Source organism: Streptomyces sp. NPDC051243 (assembly GCF_044455405.1).
Lineage (GTDB): Bacteria > Actinomycetota > Actinomycetes > Streptomycetales > Streptomycetaceae > Streptomyces.
The window spans coordinates 446,723-461,846 of the sequence record NZ_JBITES010000001.1 but is presented as its reverse complement, the minus strand read 5'-3'; the positions used below and the strand labels follow the sequence as shown (position 1 = coordinate 461,846).

15 protein-coding genes are annotated in these 15,124 nt (G+C 71.1%); 8 read left to right on the top strand and 7 right to left on the bottom strand.

Features of this window, described 5'->3' with window-relative positions:
* Position 1 precedes the first annotated feature (1 nt).
* Positions 2 to 481 (bottom strand): MarR family winged helix-turn-helix transcriptional regulator, encoded by a 480-nt coding sequence (locus tag ACIBAG_RS02055; RefSeq protein WP_399099896.1) that lies wholly within the window; start codon positions 479 to 481, stop codon positions 2 to 4.
* 57 nt (positions 482 to 538) lie between these two features.
* Between ACIBAG_RS02055 and ACIBAG_RS02050 the strand changes: the two genes are divergently transcribed.
* Positions 539 to 1,354, top strand: coding sequence for an alpha/beta fold hydrolase (locus tag ACIBAG_RS02050; RefSeq protein WP_399099894.1), 816 nt, complete (start codon positions 539 to 541; stop codon positions 1,352 to 1,354).
* Between the two features lie 12 nt (positions 1,355 to 1,366).
* Here ACIBAG_RS02050 and ACIBAG_RS02045 read toward each other — a convergent pair whose 3' ends face one another.
* Both ACIBAG_RS02045 and ACIBAG_RS02040 read right to left on the bottom strand, forming a co-directional pair.
* A complete protein-coding gene (locus ACIBAG_RS02045) occupies positions 1,367 to 1,798 on the bottom strand; it encodes a pyridoxamine 5'-phosphate oxidase family protein (RefSeq protein ID WP_399099891.1) in 432 nt (143 codons plus the stop codon).
* Positions 1,799 to 1,866: 68 nt separating this feature from the next.
* A complete protein-coding gene (locus ACIBAG_RS02040; protein ID WP_399099889.1) occupies positions 1,867 to 2,328 on the bottom strand; it encodes a universal stress protein in 462 nt (153 codons plus the stop codon).
* 88 nt (positions 2,329 to 2,416) lie between these two features.
* Between ACIBAG_RS02040 and lysX the strand changes: the two genes are divergently transcribed.
* Entirely contained in the window at positions 2,417 to 5,695 is a 3,279-nt protein-coding gene (gene lysX / locus ACIBAG_RS02035) for a bifunctional lysylphosphatidylglycerol synthetase/lysine--tRNA ligase LysX (protein WP_399099886.1), read from the top strand.
* A gap of 102 nt (positions 5,696 to 5,797) precedes the next feature.
* The gene (locus ACIBAG_RS02030; protein WP_399099884.1) at positions 5,798 to 6,634 is read left to right on the top strand and encodes a polysaccharide deacetylase family protein; all 837 of its coding nucleotides are present in this window, start codon (positions 5,798 to 5,800) and stop codon (positions 6,632 to 6,634) included.
* A gap of 57 nt (positions 6,635 to 6,691) precedes the next feature.
* Here ACIBAG_RS02030 and ACIBAG_RS02025 read toward each other — a convergent pair whose 3' ends face one another.
* Positions 6,692 to 7,354, bottom strand: coding sequence for a class F sortase (locus tag ACIBAG_RS02025; protein WP_399099881.1), 663 nt, complete (start codon positions 7,352 to 7,354; stop codon positions 6,692 to 6,694).
* A 332-nt stretch (positions 7,355 to 7,686) separates the two neighbouring features.
* Between ACIBAG_RS02025 and ACIBAG_RS02020 the strand changes: the two genes are divergently transcribed.
* Complete coding sequence (locus ACIBAG_RS02020; protein WP_399099879.1) at positions 7,687 to 8,184, top strand: hypothetical protein; 498 nt, start codon at positions 7,687 to 7,689, stop codon at positions 8,182 to 8,184.
* 140 nt (positions 8,185 to 8,324) lie between these two features.
* Here the strand turns inward: ACIBAG_RS02020 and ACIBAG_RS02015 are convergent, their stop codons facing one another.
* The 3 genes from ACIBAG_RS02015 to ACIBAG_RS02005 form a co-directional block, all read right to left on the bottom strand.
* Positions 8,325 to 8,828: a hypothetical protein gene (locus tag ACIBAG_RS02015; RefSeq protein ID WP_399099876.1), complete on the bottom strand. Its 504-nt coding sequence runs from the start codon at positions 8,826 to 8,828 to the stop codon at positions 8,325 to 8,327.
* Positions 8,829 to 9,080: 252 nt separating this feature from the next.
* The gene (locus ACIBAG_RS02010) at positions 9,081 to 9,845 is read right to left on the bottom strand and encodes a hypothetical protein (protein ID WP_399099874.1); all 765 of its coding nucleotides are present in this window, start codon (positions 9,843 to 9,845) and stop codon (positions 9,081 to 9,083) included.
* 15 nt (positions 9,846 to 9,860) lie between these two features.
* Entirely contained in the window at positions 9,861 to 9,989 is a 129-nt protein-coding gene (locus ACIBAG_RS02005) for a hypothetical protein (protein ID WP_399099872.1), read from the bottom strand.
* 4 nt (positions 9,990 to 9,993) lie between these two features.
* Here ACIBAG_RS02005 and ACIBAG_RS02000 point away from each other — a divergent pair, with 4 nt between their 5' ends.
* The 4 genes from ACIBAG_RS02000 (at position 9,994) to ACIBAG_RS01985 (ending at position 15,086) form a co-directional block, all read left to right on the top strand.
* A complete protein-coding gene (locus ACIBAG_RS02000; RefSeq protein ID WP_399099870.1) occupies positions 9,994 to 10,344 on the top strand; it encodes a hypothetical protein in 351 nt (116 codons plus the stop codon).
* Positions 10,345 to 10,780: 436 nt separating this feature from the next.
* Positions 10,781 to 11,767, top strand: coding sequence for an SCO0930 family lipoprotein (locus tag ACIBAG_RS01995; protein WP_399099868.1), 987 nt, complete (start codon positions 10,781 to 10,783; stop codon positions 11,765 to 11,767).
* 374 nt (positions 11,768 to 12,141) lie between these two features.
* On the top strand, positions 12,142 to 12,954 hold the full coding sequence (locus ACIBAG_RS01990) for an SAM-dependent methyltransferase (RefSeq protein ID WP_399099866.1): 813 nt from the start codon (positions 12,142 to 12,144) through the stop codon (positions 12,952 to 12,954).
* A complete protein-coding gene (locus ACIBAG_RS01985; RefSeq protein ID WP_399099864.1) occupies positions 12,951 to 15,086 on the top strand; it encodes a putative bifunctional diguanylate cyclase/phosphodiesterase in 2,136 nt (711 codons plus the stop codon). The genes ACIBAG_RS01990 and ACIBAG_RS01985 overlap by 4 nt, the downstream gene beginning before the upstream one ends.
* Positions 15,087 to 15,124: the final 38 nt, after the last annotated feature.

The following is a 15,124-nucleotide window of genomic DNA, read 5'->3' as shown; positions in this document are numbered from 1 at the left end:
GTCAGTCCACGTCGTGGTCGAAGGTCTTCAGCATCTGCTTCAGTACGCGCACGCACGCCCGGAGCTCGGCGTCCGTCAGATCGCCCCCGACCTGCCGGTTCAGGGCGTGCTCGCGCGCGAGGATCGCGGTGATGACGGCCTCGCCCCCATCCGTGATCCGGATCAGCGAGGACCGCTGGTGCGCCGGATTGGGGATGGCCTCCACCCAGTCCCTGGCCATCGCGTCGTTGACCATGCGCTGCACGAACTGCCGGGTCAGCGTCATCACCCGGCCCATCTGAGGCACCGTCATCGGCCCGTACCGGTGCAGCAGTCCCAGGACGGAGCGCACGCCGACGGAGACCCCCTCGATCTCCTCGCCCTGCTCGAGTTTGCGCAGGCCGCGTCGGTAGAGCGCGCCGATCAGGTCGAAGACCTCGCTGATCCGGTGGCCGAGATCGTCGGGGGGCAGCGGTGCGTCGATGTCGTTCGCCTCGTTCACCCCGCCATCATGACACCTTGGTTGCCAAAATCTTTGGAAGATGACACCTTGGTTGTCATGACAGTTGCTTTCGAACTGAGCTCCTTCACGTCCGCCGACGGCGACCTCGCCTACCTCGACACCGGCTCCGGGGACCTCGTGGTCCTCCTCCACCCCGGATACGTCGACCACCGCGCCTTCGAGGACCAGATATCGGCGCTCGCCGCCCACCACCGCGTGATCGCCCCGGACGTACGGGGCCACGGCTCCTCCGCCAACGCGAGCAGGCCCTTCCGCTGGGCCGACGACCTGGCCGCCCTGCTGCGCCACCTCGACGCGGGACCCGCGGTGCTCGTCGGCGTGTCGATGGGCGGGGTGATCGCCACCGACACCGTGCTGGAGCACCCGGAGCTCGTCCGCGCGGTGGTCACGTGCGGCGCCGCGACCGGCGACTTCATGTACACGGACCCCTGGACGAAGGAGATCCAGGCCGAGTACGCGCGCACGCTGGCGGCCGGTGACATCGAGGGCTGGCTGAGGGCCTTTCTGCGGGTGGTGCCCGGCGAACACCGGACCGCCGACGACGTCGACCAGGACATCCTGCGCCGGCTGCGGGAGATGGCCCTGAACACGATCGGGAAGCACACTCCGGACGAGAAGGACCGGATGGTGCGTGTGACCGACTCCTGGTCACGCCTGCCGACGATCGACGTCCCTGTTCTCGCCCTCAACGGCACCCTGGAACCGGCCGAGATGCTCGACGCGGCTGAGCGGCTCGTCCGCTCCGTCCCCCACGGCCGCTCCGCGACCATCGACGGCGTCGGCCACTACCTGAACATGGAGAAGCCGGCGGCCTTCAACGAGATCTTGCTGGACTTCCTGCGCACCCTCTGACGCCCCGTCCGCTCAGCGCGCGACCGCGTAACTCAGGTCCTGCGCGCGGAGCGACGCCGGCTCCAGCCGCAGCCACACGGTGCCGCGCTCCGCCGGGTCGTCGTGCAGATAGTGCACGAACCTCGGGTCCCAACGGCTCTCGTCCGCCCCCAGATAGCGGACGAGCTTGCGCCGGCCCCGAGGGACGTCGAACGGGACGACGTCGGCCCGGCCCCGCGCGATCACCTGGCGCACCAGTCCCGTTGCCGGATCGCACTCGTCGACGACGAGAGCCACCGCCGGGTCGTCCCGAACCCGGTGCAGAAGCCGGGCCCACGGCCCGGTCAGGATCCAGAAGGCGCCGTCCTCCCAGAGGAACCAGACCGGGCGCACCGTCGGCCCGTTCGTCGCGATGCGCGCGGTCAGCGGCCGCTGGAGGAAGGCGTCGACGTCGAATGCGGTCATCGCAACATCGTCGATCGCCGTGGGCCTGCCGTACACCGACCGGCGACCTAGGACTCCCGTAGGCCGGACTAAGGAACCACCGTCACCGGCCACCGCCCCGCCTTCACCAGCCGCACCGCGACGGAGCCGACGATCCGGTGCCCGGCCTGTTCCGAGGCGCCCACCACCACGGCGTCCGCCTTCAGGTCGTCCGCCGCCTTGACCAGCCCGTTGTAGGGATCGCCGGGGAAGGTGTGGAACTCCCAGCGCACGTCGAATATCCCCTTGACCCGCTCGGTCGCGTCCCGGATCTGGGCGATCAGGTCCTCGGCGATCTCGTCGGTCGTCTCCGCGACCGGCACCCCGAGGGCCGCTCCGGCCGCCATCACCGGCTGCACGTAGACGACGGCGAGCAGGGCGTTCTGCCGCCGGGCCAGCCCACCGGCGTAGGCCGCCGCGCGCAGCGAGGAGTCGGAGCCGTCCACCCCGACCACGATGACCTTGGGCCCGTCCGTGCCCCGTTCGAACCGGTGTGCGTGCTGTTCCGTCACGACACGGAGGCTATCGGAAGCCGCAGGTCGCGCCGTCGGGCAGTTCGCTCGACGGGCGAGGAGGCCGAGCGCTTCCTACAGTCGGAACATGAGTGCCACCGTGGAGGCCGCCCCGGCGAAGGACACCACGGGCCGGACGCGGCCGCCCGGGAACCGCTTTCTCAGCAGGGTGCCGCAGGGTTTCGCGACTTTCTTCGGCGCCCTCGGACTGCTCTGCGTCCTGCTGGCCTTCATCCCGCCGCTGCGCACGGCGCTCCGCCCGGTCGTGCAGGCCCTGGACCAGATCATCGTCCCGGTCAGTGCCAACCTCGCCTACGCGGTCTTCCTCTTCCTGCTCGCCGCAGCCACGGCCGCCCGCAAGAAGATCGCCTGGTGGCTGGTCGTCGTCTATCTGGGCCTGCTCGTCCTGACCGACATCCTCGGCACGGTCGTCGGCGACTACTCCGACTCCGTTCCGTCCCTGGTCGTGTGCGGCCTCGCCCTGGCCCTGCTCGTCGTCGCCCGCAACGAGTTCTACGCCGCCTCCCGCCGCGCCGCCGTGCGAAGAGCCCTCGGTGTCCTGGTCGTCGGCCTCGCCGCGGGGATCCTGGTCGGCTGGGGGCTGGTCGAGCTGTTCCCCGGCACACTGCCGCACGGCCAGCGACTGGCGTGGGCCGCCGACCGGGTCTGCGGCGGACTGGTCTCCGGGGCCTCCTACGACGGACGGCCGCCGCGCCCCCTGTACTTCCTGCTCGGCCTGTTCGGCGCGCTCGCCCTCCTCAACGCCGCCGCCACGCTGTTCCGTTCGCAGCGCCTGGAAGCCGCCCTGCACGACGACGAGGAGGCCCGCATCCGCGCCCTGATCAAGGCGTACGGCGACCAGGACTCCCTCGGCTACTTCGCCACCCGGCGCGACAAGGCCGTCGTCTTCTCACCCAGCGGCAAGGCCGCCGTCACCTACCGCGTGGAGGCCGGCGTGTGCCTGGCCAGCGGGGACCCGGTCGGCGACCGGGAGGCCTGGCCGCACGCCATCGCCGGCTGGCTGGACCTGGCCCGCCGCTACGCCTGGGCGCCCGCCGCGATGGGCGCCTCCGAGGACGGTGCCCGGGCCTACGCGCGCGCCGGACTCGGCGCCCTCCAGCTCGGCGACGAGGCGATCGTGTCCGTACCGGACTTCGACCTCGACGGCCGTGACATGCGGGTCACCCGGCAGGCCGTGCAGCGCGTGCGGCGCACCGGCGCCCACTGCCGTATCCGCCGGCACTCCGCCCTCGGTGAGGCGGAGATGGAGGAGGTGATCAGGAAGGCCGACGCCTGGCGCGACACCGAGACCGAGCGCGGCTTCTCCATGGCCCTCGACCGCCTCGGCGACCCGGCCGACGGCGACTGTCTCCTCGTGGAGGCCCTCGGCGGGGACGGCGAGCTGCTCGCCGTGCTCTCCTTCGTGCCGTGGGGCAGGGAGGGCATCTCCCTGGACCTGATGCGCCGTGACCGGGGCGCTCCCAACGGCGTGATGGAGTTCATGGTCGCCGACCTGTGCGCGGCGGCGCCCAAGATGGGCATCCGCCGGATCTCGCTGAACTTCGCCGTGTTCCGCTCCGTCTTCGAGGAGGGAGCCCGCATCGGTGCGGGCCCCGTGCTGCGGCTGTGGCGGCGCCTGCTGCTGTTCTTCTCCAAGTGGTGGCAGCTGGAGGCCCTCTACCGCTCCAACGCCAAGTACCGCCCGCAGTGGTTCCCCCGCTTCATCTGCTATGGCGAGGCCGCCTCCCTCGCCCGCATCGGCCTCGCCTCCGGCATCGCCGAGGGCTTCGTCTCCGTACCGTCCATGCGCAAGCTCCGCAGAAAGGGGCACCCGAGGAACGGACCGCGCCCGGCGACCACCGAAGGACTGCCCTCGCTGGCGGCACTCGGCCTCGAAGGAGGGGACGAGGCCGGGGCGGCCGGGCCGGATGCGGGCCTGTCCGAGCAGGTCCGCATCCGGCACCACACCCTCGACCGGCTGCGCGCCGAGGGCACCGACCCCTACCCGGTGGGCATCCCGGCCCGCACCCACGCCCTCGCCGACGTCCGCGAGGGCGAGCAGGTCACCGTCGCCGGCCGGATCATGCTCGTCCGCGACTTCGGCGGCATCGTCTTCGCCGTACTGCGCGACTGGTCCGGCGACCACCAACTCGCCCTCACCCGCAAGGACTCCGGCGCCGCCCTCGACCGCTTCACCGCCGACACCGACATCGGCGACCTCATCACCGCCACCGGCGCGGCCGGCGTCAGCGACAAGGGCGAGCCGACCGTCTTCGTCACCTCCTGGCAGCTGACGGCCAAGTGCCTGCGCCCCCTGCCCGACAAGCGCCGCGGTCTCGCCGACCCCGAGACCAAGGTCCGCATGCGCTACCTCGACCTGGTCGCCAGCCCCGCCGCCCGCGACGTGGTCCGGGCCCGCTCCACCGCCGTACAGGCCCTGCGCCAGGGCCTGCTGGAGCGCGGCTACCTGGAGGTCGAGACGCCGGTCCTGCAGCAGATCCACGGCGGCGCCAACGCCCGCCCCTTCACCACCCACATCAACGCCTACGACCTCGACCTGTACCTGCGCATCGCCCCCGAGCTGTATCTGAAGCGGCTCTGCGTGGGCGGCATGGAGAAGGTCTTCGAGCTCGGCCGCACCTTCCGCAACGAGGGCGTCGACCACAAGCACAACCCCGAGTTCACGATGCTGGAGGCCTACCAGGCGTACGCCGACTACGACGTGATGCTCGACCTCGTCCGCGAGCTGATCCAGGGGGCCGCGACCGCCGCCTTCGGCTCACCGGTCGCCCATAGGGACGGCCAGGAGTACGACATCTCGGGGAAGTGGCCGGTCAAGACCGTGTACGGCGCGATCTCCGAGGCGCTGGGGGAGGAGATCGCCCCCGACACCGAACTGCTCCGGCTGCACCGCCACTGCGACCGCGCGGGCGTGCCGTACACGGCCGACGACGGCCACGGCGACGTCGTCCTGGAGATGTACGAGCGCCTCGTCGAGGAGAAGACCCAGCTGCCCACCTTCTACAAGGACTTCCCCACCGACGTCTCCCCGCTCACCCGCCAGCACCGCGCGGACCCCCGGCTCGCCGAGCGCTGGGACCTGGTCGCCTTCGGCACCGAACTCGGCACCGCCTACTCCGAGCTCACCGATCCCGTCGAACAGCGCCGCCGACTCACCGCCCAGTCCCTGCTCGCCGCCGGCGGGGACCCCGAGGCGATGGAACTCGACGAGGACTTCCTCGACGCCCTGGAGTACGCCATGCCGCCCACCGGCGGCCTCGGCATCGGCGTCGACCGGCTGGTCATGTTCCTCACCGGCCTGACGATCCGCGAGACCCTGCCGTTCCCCCTGGTACGCCGACGCTGACAGGGCGTCATACGCAACCGCTGCTGATCCGGTCGGGGGTTTTCCTGCCGCCGTACCGGTGTCGCGTGGTGCGTCGGTCCCGCGCCGGGCGACTGATCATTCATGACGAAGGATCAGTCGCTCACACGTCCGCTCACGCGCCGCCGCGCCCTGCTCGCCGGTGCCGCCGCCGTCGGCGCCGCCGGCACCGGGGTGTTCGCGACGGTCGCGGGCGAGGAGCCGGTCCGGCCCGCCGCCCCGGCCGCGGGCCCGCAGGCGCACCGCGCGCTCAAGCCCTCCGCCTACCGGCTCGAGCCCCTCACGGGGTACGGCCCGCCCCGCGCGGCGGCCCGCCCGACCCTGGTGCGGCGCAAGCCGTTCCTGCGGGTGTCCGGGCGGGGCCGCACCATGGTGCTGACGTTCGACGACGGACCCGACGCCCGCTACACCCCGTACATCCTGGACACCCTGCGCGAGTACGACGTGCGCGCCATGTTCTTCGTGTGCGGCGAGATGGTCGCTGACAACAGGGACCTCCTGGCGCGGATGGCCGACGAGGGCCATGTCGTCGGCAACCACACCTGGTCCCATCCGCTCCTCACCCGCCTCAGCCGCGCCCGGATCCGCGCCGAGATGGAACGCACCAGCGACATCGTCGAGGAGTCGTACGGCGAACGCCCCCTCTGGTTCCGCGCGCCCTACGGCGCCTGGAACCGCGCCGCCTTCCAACTCGGCGCCGAGCTGGGCATGGAGCCGCTGGCCTGGACCGTCGACACCCTCGACTGGATGAGCCCGGGCACCCGCACGATCGTCGACCGGGTCGAGGACGGCGCCGCCCCCGGAGTCGTGGTCCTCTCGCACGACGCCGGCGGCGACCGCTCCCAGAGCGTCCTGGCCCTGCGCGCCTATCTGCCGCGGCTGCTGGACTCCGGGTATTTCGTCACCGTCCCAGAACGGTAGTACACCGGACGGCTGCGAAAGCCCCCCCTAGGCTTTCGCCCGCCCGGCGAGAAACGCTCAGTGGACCTCGACCAGGCTGGCGAAAGCGACGACGTTCCCGTCATATCCGTTCTGCTTCGAGAAACCGCCGCCGCAGGTGATGACCCGCAATTCAGCGTTCCCCTTCGAGGCGTAGACCCGGTCGCCGGGGAAGTTGTTCTTCTCGAAGACCTCGACGCCGTAGATCTCGAACACGGCCGTCTTTCCGTCCTGCCGGGAGACCTCGACGCGACTCCCGGGCTTGAGTGCCCCGAGGCTGTAGAACACGGCGGGGCCCTCATTGTTGTCGACATGGCCGACGACCACCGCCGTGCCCTTCTCACCGGGAGACACCGACCCGGTGAACCAGCCCGCCAGATTGGGGTCCTCCGGCGGCGGGGCGCCGACCCAGCCGTCCGCGTCCAGGCCGACCGGGATCATCGGCGCGTCGACCTGGATCGAGGGAATCCGGACCCGGTCGGGCAGGGCGTACGGGAGCGGCTGCGCCACACCGGCGAAGAGGCCGCTGGTCACGTGGCTGTCCGCGGCGGCCGCCGACGCGGGCTGCGGGGGCCCCACGTCGAACTCCCCCGAGCCGTTGCGAATGAGCGCGAGACCGGTCAGCAGAACAAGCGCTATCACACCCCAAGGAGCGTGCTTCTTGCGCCGCTCCTCCTCTTCGGCATGCTCGTTCCCGTACATTCGCCTTCCCCTCTCGACGCGGCCGTCGCCCCGCCAATCGCGCATACGAGAACGCTAAGTCCCGCACGGGGAACCGGCGACGGGGTGGGATGCGAACGGGTGGCCCCGCGTCAATCGGTGCGCCATCCGAGTTGCCGCCGGCCGGAAAATTCTGACGGTCCGTGACCTGCGGCAATTCCGATAGCGGGGTGGTCCGTCGGCGTGTCCTCTCACCAGGACGGACCATCGCCGAAATGCGCCCTCCGTCACGGCATCTGAGGGTCTTTCTGGGAGGCGCTTTCTCGCCGATTCGACCGGGGACGGTTCCCGGGGCGTCTTCCGCGGAGGATCACATGCGTACTACTCGTGCCCTGGTGGCCGCTGCCACCGCGGTCGCCGCCCTCGGCATCGCCGCCCCGGCGGCCGTCGCCCGGGACGGCATGCCCATCGGACCGAGCAACATCGTCGCCATGCCCAGTGTCATCCCGCGCGGCGGGCAGTTGACCATCACCGTCGACGGCTGCCCGAGCGGCGGCACCGCGACCTCGGACGCGTTCAGGCCGACCCGGCTCACCCCCGTGGGCGGCAGCACGGCGAAGGGCCACGCGACCATCGACCGGCACGCGAGGCCGGGCGCGCACAGCATCACGGTCCTCTGCGTCGGCGCCGGCAGGCCCCTGACCAACCCGAACGCCTACACCGTGATCGGCGGCGTCCGCGGCGGCCTCGGCGGCAGCACCTCCACGGGCGCGACGCCCACCGACATGGCCATCGGAGGTGGGCTCATCGCCGTGGCCGTCGTCGGGGGCGGGGTGTTCTGGATGCGGAGGCGGGCGGAGAAGCGGATCTGACCGTTGCCCGTAAGAGAGAGCCGCACGTTCAGCAGCACTTCGCCCCGGCCCCCCTGCGGGGAATCCGGGGCGAAGTCACGTCTGTGCGGACGGAGGTGTCGCCTGTGCGGACGGTGGTGTCGCCTGTGCGGACGGTGGTGTCAGGAGCCGTCCTCGTCGTCGCGGCGCCGCGAGAGGTGGTACGCCGTCCCGAGCGAGCCCGCGATCAGTGTGGCGCCCATGCCGATCTCCTTCAGATTCAGGTCGGCCAGGCTGCCGCCCCCGCCCGCGTCCACGCCCTTGCGCCAGTGCGGGGCAGCGGACGCCCGGCCGCCGGCGATGGTGAGGTCGACGTCCTGCCAAAAGGTGCCGCAGTGGAACGACACCTCGTACACGGCACCCGGCTCGGCGTCCCGGTCCACCACGGCCTTGGCCCAGGTCCGTCCCCGGGGGATGATGATCGTGTCGAACACCCCCGACGAGACGCTGACGCTCTGCTCGCAGCCGACCGCGTGCAGCGCGACCCGTCCACCGGGGGCGACGGTGGACGGCAGGACGGCGACCCGGAAGACCGCGCTGTCCGCGCGGGCCTGGGCGACGGGTGCGGTGACGACGAGGGCGCTGACGCCCAGCAGTGCGGCCGAAGCGGCGCGTATCGCGCGCATGGTGTTCCCTCCGGGTCCCCGAGGAGCAGCCGCGAACCCATGTCCGCTCGCGCCGGAAATGCACCTCGGTGATCGGAACGCTAGGAAGGCATGCCCACCCGCGCGATCGCAGTCGTACGAATGGGGCAACCGTGTGGGCCGCCCAGGGGACGAAGTTGCCACGACCGGGGGACGGGAGCGGCGTGACGGCAACCAGTGCGGTGCCCGCACCGACTTCACACGCCCCCCGGCGACCTGACAGATGAGGGCCCGTCAGCCCTTGGCCTGCGGGAACAGGTCCAGGAACGGCTCCGCGGATGCCGTGACGCCCCGGCTGTAGGGCGCGTCGAAGTCCCAGATGAGGAAGAGCAGGAAGGCGATCAGTGCGGAGAACAGCCCGGCGAGGACCAGCTCGCGGGGCGTGCGCCGGATCTGCAGGGCGAAGATCATCCCGATGGTGACGACGCCGCCGGCGATGAGCCCGAACCACACCACGCCCGGCATGGTCTCCCCGGTCGAGTTCGCGCGGGCGTTGCGTGCCTGGTCGGCGGCGGTCACCTGGTCGAGGAGCGGCTGGTAGGCCTGTGCCTCGAAGTCCGTCCTCGGCTTGTAGTCGGTGACGTCCTCGCGGATGCGCTGGAAGAGCTCGGCGCCGCGGTCGGTCATCCGGGCGTCGTCGGCCATCGACTTCCACTCGGTGGTGACGACGTGTCCGACATAGGTGTTGACGTCGTCACGAATGCGGTCACGGATGTCGGCGGGATAGACCCGGACCCGCTCCGACACCTCGTGCAGTGCCACGGCCTCCGCCTGGACGTGGTCCTGGGCGGCGCTGCGGCCCTCCCACACACCGGCGATGGCCAGGCCCAGCACGATGGCGTACACCACACCGATCCACATCGTCATGTACTCGATGACGTCGGGGGTCTCGGAGGGATCCTCGTCCTCGGGGGCCGTGCGGTGCCGTACGAAGGTGATGATGACGACCACGGAGCAGGCGGCCAGCATCGCGAGGGTGAGAACAAGCCATTCCGGCAAGGGAAGCCTCCAGGTTCAGCGCGGGCGCAGCGCGGCGACGGCGGCGATCGCGGGCGCGGCGATGAGCAGGACGAAGGTCAGGGGCGACGGCGCGTCGTGGGCCGCCCGCCGGTGCGCGGTGGCGCGGTAGGGCGGGTAGCGCACGGGCGTGGCGGAGGGAGTCGGGGTGGGTCTGGCCGACGGCTTCGGTTTCGGCGTCGGGGTGGGGGTCGGAGTCGGCGTGGGGGTCGGCCTCGGGCGCGGTGGCGCGGGCTGGGGAGCCGGTGCGGCCGGGGGTGGTGGCGGTGGGGCCGGTGGTGGTTCGGGCTTCTGGCTGGGCGTGGTTTTCGGCGGTGGCGTCGGAGTGGGGTCCGGTGTGGGCGTCGGTGTCGGCATGGGGGTGGGGGTCGGCGTAGGTGTCGGTGTGGGCGTCGGCGTCGGGCACTGCGTGGGTGTCGGCCAGGTGAGGGTCCCGACGACCGCCACCGCCTCCGCGCCGTCGGGGCCCGTGCTCGCGTAGGCGCAGACGTCGGCCACGGCCACGCCGGCCGGTGCCGCCACCAGGAGCCAGGTCAGCGTCACCACCGTCAACACCCTTGTCCTCAGGGTGGATTGGGTCGGTTCGAGTCCATACACGACGAAGATCTTCAGCCCCGTGCACGTTCCCACGCGCCGGACTGCCACCGGATTGCCTCGAAAGGGCGACGTACGGCCCTCGAAAGGTTTGGCCACGTGGCACATGAGTGACCGCCGGGACGTACATGCGTGCGACGCGAGGGGTGGGTGGGATCACCGGTGAAGCGGGTGGTCTCACAGCTGTGACGGGGGCGCTGTCACAGCTTCCGGAAAGAAATTTGTGCGCCGGTTGAACACGAACGTGGCTTCCGTGCGTACCCCATGTCGTGCGGCGGCGCAGCAGGGCGCTGCAACACCCTTGTGATTATGGGGAGTTGACGATGAAGACCTCGTGGCGGAGCGCCTCGCTCGTGGTGAGCGCCGTGGCAGTGCTGGCGCTGACGACGGCATGCGGCTCGGAAACCGCCCCGCCGGCGAGCAGCCAGAACGTGGGTGCCACGGCCGCGGCGGGCGATTACGGAACCGCCGGTACCGGCCTCGGGAACGGAACCGGCTACGACGCCGGCGCCGCCGGGCAGGAGAGCGCGGCCACGCCGACCGCCTCCGCCGGCGAGCTGTCCGTCTCCACCAACCAGGAACTCGGCGAGGTGCTGACCGACAGCGCCGGGCTGACGCTCTACCGCTTCGACAAGGATGTCGCCGAGCCGCCCAAGTCGAACTGCGACGGCGACTGCGCGGCGAAGTGGCCGCCGGTCCCCGCGGACGACGCCAAGGCCGGCGCCGGTATCGACGAGTCGCTGCTCGGCTCGGTCACCCGCTCCGACGGCACCAAGCAGCTGACGGTCGACGGCTGGCCGGCCTACCGCTTCGCCAAGGACACCCAGGCCGGTGACGTCAACGGCCAGGGCGTCGGCGGCACTTGGTACGCGCTCGCCCCCACCGGCAAGAAGGCCCAGGGCGGTGGCGCCGAGGCCGCCGACCTGCCCGGACTGTCCACGCGCAACGACCCCAAGCTCGGCGAGATCGTCATCGACAAGAACGGCCACACGGTCTACCGCTTCATGAAGGACACGCCCTGGCCGATGAAGACGGCGTGCACCGGCGAGTGCCTGGAGAAGTGGCCGGTCATCGCGCCGGTCGACGCCGAGGACACCGAGGGCATCGACCTGAAGGGGTCCGGGCCCAGGGGACAGGGTTACGTCGTCTTCGACCGGCCCGACGGCATCAAGCAGCAGACCATCGACTGCATCCCGATCTACACCTTCGCGGGCGACAAGAAGCCCGGCGACACCAACGGTCAGGGCGTCGGCGGCACCTGGTTCGCCATTCGCCCGGACGGCAAGCCGGTCGGCGCGTCGGAGAAGTAGAGATCACACCTCCCCAGGGTTGATCGCCTCACCCAGCCGAGTACGCACCACGGAAGGGAGGGACGAGAACACGAGAGTGCCGGACGAACGGACGGCGCGCCCGACCCACCGGTCCGCCCCCTGTGGCTCCACGCCGCAGGGGGCGGAACCGGTTTGCCGTCATTCACCGGTATTCTTCGGCCTCTTTCACCATGGTTCGGGACTCTGTGGAAAGCTTCGGATGCTTCTCGTGGAGGGTTGCGGGGCATCAATTCGGCACGTGCCGCTGGCAGTGACCGGGAACGGATGGTCAATTTCCGTTTCCGCTAGCTCCTTTGGCAGGCGATCAGTAGCCTCAGCTCGAACACCGGATCGCCTACGCCTTGGAGAGATAGATGGAGCGTCCCGCCTGGGCCCCACGGGGCATCGACATCTCGGTGCCCAGTGTCTCGCGGATCTACGACTACTACCTGGGCGGTTCGCACAACTTCGAGGTAGACCGGGAAGCGGCCCGCAAGGCCATGGAGTTCATGCCGGGGCTGCCCAAGATCATGCAGGCCAACCGGGCGTTCATGCGCCGTGCGGTGCGCTTCGCGGTCGACGAGGGCGTCACCCAGTTCCTGGACATCGGCTCCGGCATCCCGACGTTCGGCAACGTCCACGAGGTGGCCCGGGCGGCCAGCCCCGAGGCGCGCGTGGTGTACGTCGACCACGACCCGGTCGCCGTCGCGCACAGCCAGGCCGTACTCGAGGGCGACGACCGCGCGGACATCGTCGCCGCGGACCTGCGCAAGCCGCAGGAGATCCTGACCAGTTCACCGGTCGAGCGCCTCATCGACCTGAACCGGCCGGTCGCCCTGCTTCTCGTTGCCATACTGCACTTCGTGGAGGACGAGGACGACCCGTACGCGTCGGTGGCCGAGCTGGGCGACGCGCTCGCGCCCGGCAGCATGCTGGTGCTCACGCATGCCTCGTACGAGGGAATCCCGCTGCCCGAGGAGCGGGCCAAGGGCACGGTCGACGTGTACAAGGACATTCGCAACCCGCTGATCATGCGCTCGCGCGACCAGATCGCGCGGTTCTTCGAGGGGTACGACATGGTGGAACCCGGACTGGTGCCGATGCCGCACTGGCGGCCCGACACCGCACCGGAGGACGAGGATCCGTTTGCCTTCTCCGGTTTCGCCGGCGTGGGGCGTACGGCGTGAGCGCGGGGCCGGACGGGCCGGAGGACAGACTGCGCCGGTTCGCGACGATCTGGAGCCGGGCGGTCTTCCCGGTGACCTCGACGTCGTCGACCCGGCCGGAGTTCGAGGCACAACTGCTGCCCCTGGCCCGGCGGTTGAGCGACGCGCTCAGGGCCAGGACGTTCGACGCGAACGAGGGCCGGGCGGTCGGCGCCGCGCTGGTCACCGCGCACTGCACCGACCCCGAGGCGCTCAGCCGCTCGCTGGACTGCGTCGAGGCCTACCTCGTGCTCTACTGCGGCACCGACGGCGACCAGGAGGACCAGCGGGCCCGCTCCTCGCGGCTGCAGCACGCCATGGCCGCCGGGTTCGCCCAGGCGCTGCGCGAGCGGACGCTGGCCGAGCAGGAGGCGATCTCCGCGGCCGCCCTCAAGGCGCAGGGCGTCGTGGCCCAGGCACTGCACGCCACCGAGGCCCGCTTCCGCGCGGTCTTCGAGGGCGCGGCCATAGGAATCGGCATCGCCGACCTGGAGGGCAACGTCCTGCAGGTCAACGGCGCGCTGCTGCGGATGTTCGGCGTCTCCGAGCAGACCATGCAGGGCCGCAACGTCATGGAGTGGACCCACCCCGAGGACGCGCCGCAGACGTGGAAGCTCTACGACGAACTCGTGCGCGGCGAGCGCGAGCACTACCACGTCGAGAAGGCGTTCTACCGGCCTGACGGAACGGTCCTGTGGACCAACCTCACCGTCTCCCTGCTGCGCGATGCCGACGGCAACCCGCAGTACCAGCTGGCCCTGATGGAGGACACCACCGAGCGGCGCCTGCTCAACCTCCGGCTGCGCTACGAGGCCACCCACGACGCCCTCACGGGCCTGCCCAACCGCACGTTCTTCTTCGAACGCCTGGAGAAGGCACTGGGTGCCGGCGAAGGACAGCGGTTCGGCCTGTGCTACCTCGACCTGGACGGCTTCAAGACCGTCAACGACAGCCTCGGCCACGCGGCCGGCGACCGGCTGCTCGTCGAGGTCGCCGACCGGCTCCAGTCCTGTGCCACCGCGCCCGGCGAGATGGTCGCGCGGCTCGGCGGCGACGAGTTCGTGGCGCTGACCACCGGCCCCGACACCGAGCGCGAGGTCGACGAGCTCGCCGCCCGCATCATGAACGCGCTGATCGCCCCGATCAGCGTCGACGGCCGGGAGCTGACCGTGCGCGGCAGCATCGGCATCGTCGAGGGCCCGGCCGGCGAACGCAGCCCGGCGGAGGTGCTGCGCAGCGCCGACATCACCATGTACCGGGCCAAGTCGGCGGGCGGCAACCGCTTCGAGCTGGCCGATCCGGAGGCCGACGCCCGCGCCATCACCCGGCACGGGCTGACCACGGCGCTGCCGACGGCCCTGGAGCGGGGCGAGTTCTTCATCGAGTACCAGCCGCTGGTCCACCTGGGCGACGGCAGCGTGCGCGGCGCGGAGGCGCTGGTGCGCTGGCTGCACCCGCAGCACGGCGTCCTCGGCCCGGACCGGTTCATCCCGCTCGCCGAGCACACGGGGCTCATCGTGCCGCTGGGCCGCTGGGTCCTCGAGCAGTCGGTGCGTCAGGCACGCGAGTGGCGAGAACGGCACGACGACGCGGGCCCGCTCCGCATCAACGTCAATCTCTCGCCGTGCCAGCTCACCCACCCCGGACTCGTCCAGGACACGGTGGACATCCTGGAGCGCACGGGCGTCGAGCCGGACTCCCTCTGCCTGGAGGTCACCGAGTCGGCCCTCATCGGCGCCGACGACGACCTGCTGAAACCCCTGCGCCGCCTCGCCGAGATGGGTGTCGACATCGCCCTGGACGACTTCGGCACCGGCTACTCCAACCTCGCCAACCTGCGCCGCCTGCCGGTCAGCATCCTCAAGCTGGACCGCTCCTTCACCCAGAGCATGCAGCAGTTCCCGGCCGACCCCGTCGACCTCAAGATCGTCGAGGGCATCGTGTCCCTGGCCCACAGCCTGAGCCTCGCGGTGACGGTGGAGGGCGTCGAGACCGGCGCCCAGGCAGAGCAACTGCGCATCCTGGGCTGCGACACGGCCCAGGGCTGGTACTACGCCCGCCCGGGGCCGCCGGACCGGCTGCACGAGCTGGCGCTGGTGGACGCGACGGGGTGAGCGGCGATCGTCGTGCCTGGCCGAGGACGGGCACCGGC

Coding starts and splice junctions, on each gene's coding strand:
- ACIBAG_RS01990 (WP_399099866.1), top strand. CDS start 12,142: ATGGAGCGTCCCGCCTGGGCCCCACGGGGCATCGACATCTCGGTGCCC.
- ACIBAG_RS02025 (WP_399099881.1), bottom strand. CDS start 7,354: ATGTACGGGAACGAGCATGCCGAAGAGGAGGAGCGGCGCAAGAAGCAC.
- ACIBAG_RS02015 (WP_399099876.1), bottom strand. CDS start 8,828: ATGCGCGCGATACGCGCCGCTTCGGCCGCACTGCTGGGCGTCAGCGCC.
- ACIBAG_RS02020 (WP_399099879.1), top strand. CDS start 7,687: ATGCGTACTACTCGTGCCCTGGTGGCCGCTGCCACCGCGGTCGCCGCC.
- ACIBAG_RS02050 (WP_399099894.1), top strand. CDS start 539: ATGACAGTTGCTTTCGAACTGAGCTCCTTCACGTCCGCCGACGGCGAC.
- ACIBAG_RS01995 (WP_399099868.1), top strand. CDS start 10,781: ATGAAGACCTCGTGGCGGAGCGCCTCGCTCGTGGTGAGCGCCGTGGCA.
- lysX (WP_399099886.1), top strand. CDS start 2,417: ATGAGTGCCACCGTGGAGGCCGCCCCGGCGAAGGACACCACGGGCCGG.
- ACIBAG_RS02030 (WP_399099884.1), top strand. CDS start 5,798: ATGACGAAGGATCAGTCGCTCACACGTCCGCTCACGCGCCGCCGCGCC.
- ACIBAG_RS02045 (WP_399099891.1), bottom strand. CDS start 1,798: ATGACCGCATTCGACGTCGACGCCTTCCTCCAGCGGCCGCTGACCGCG.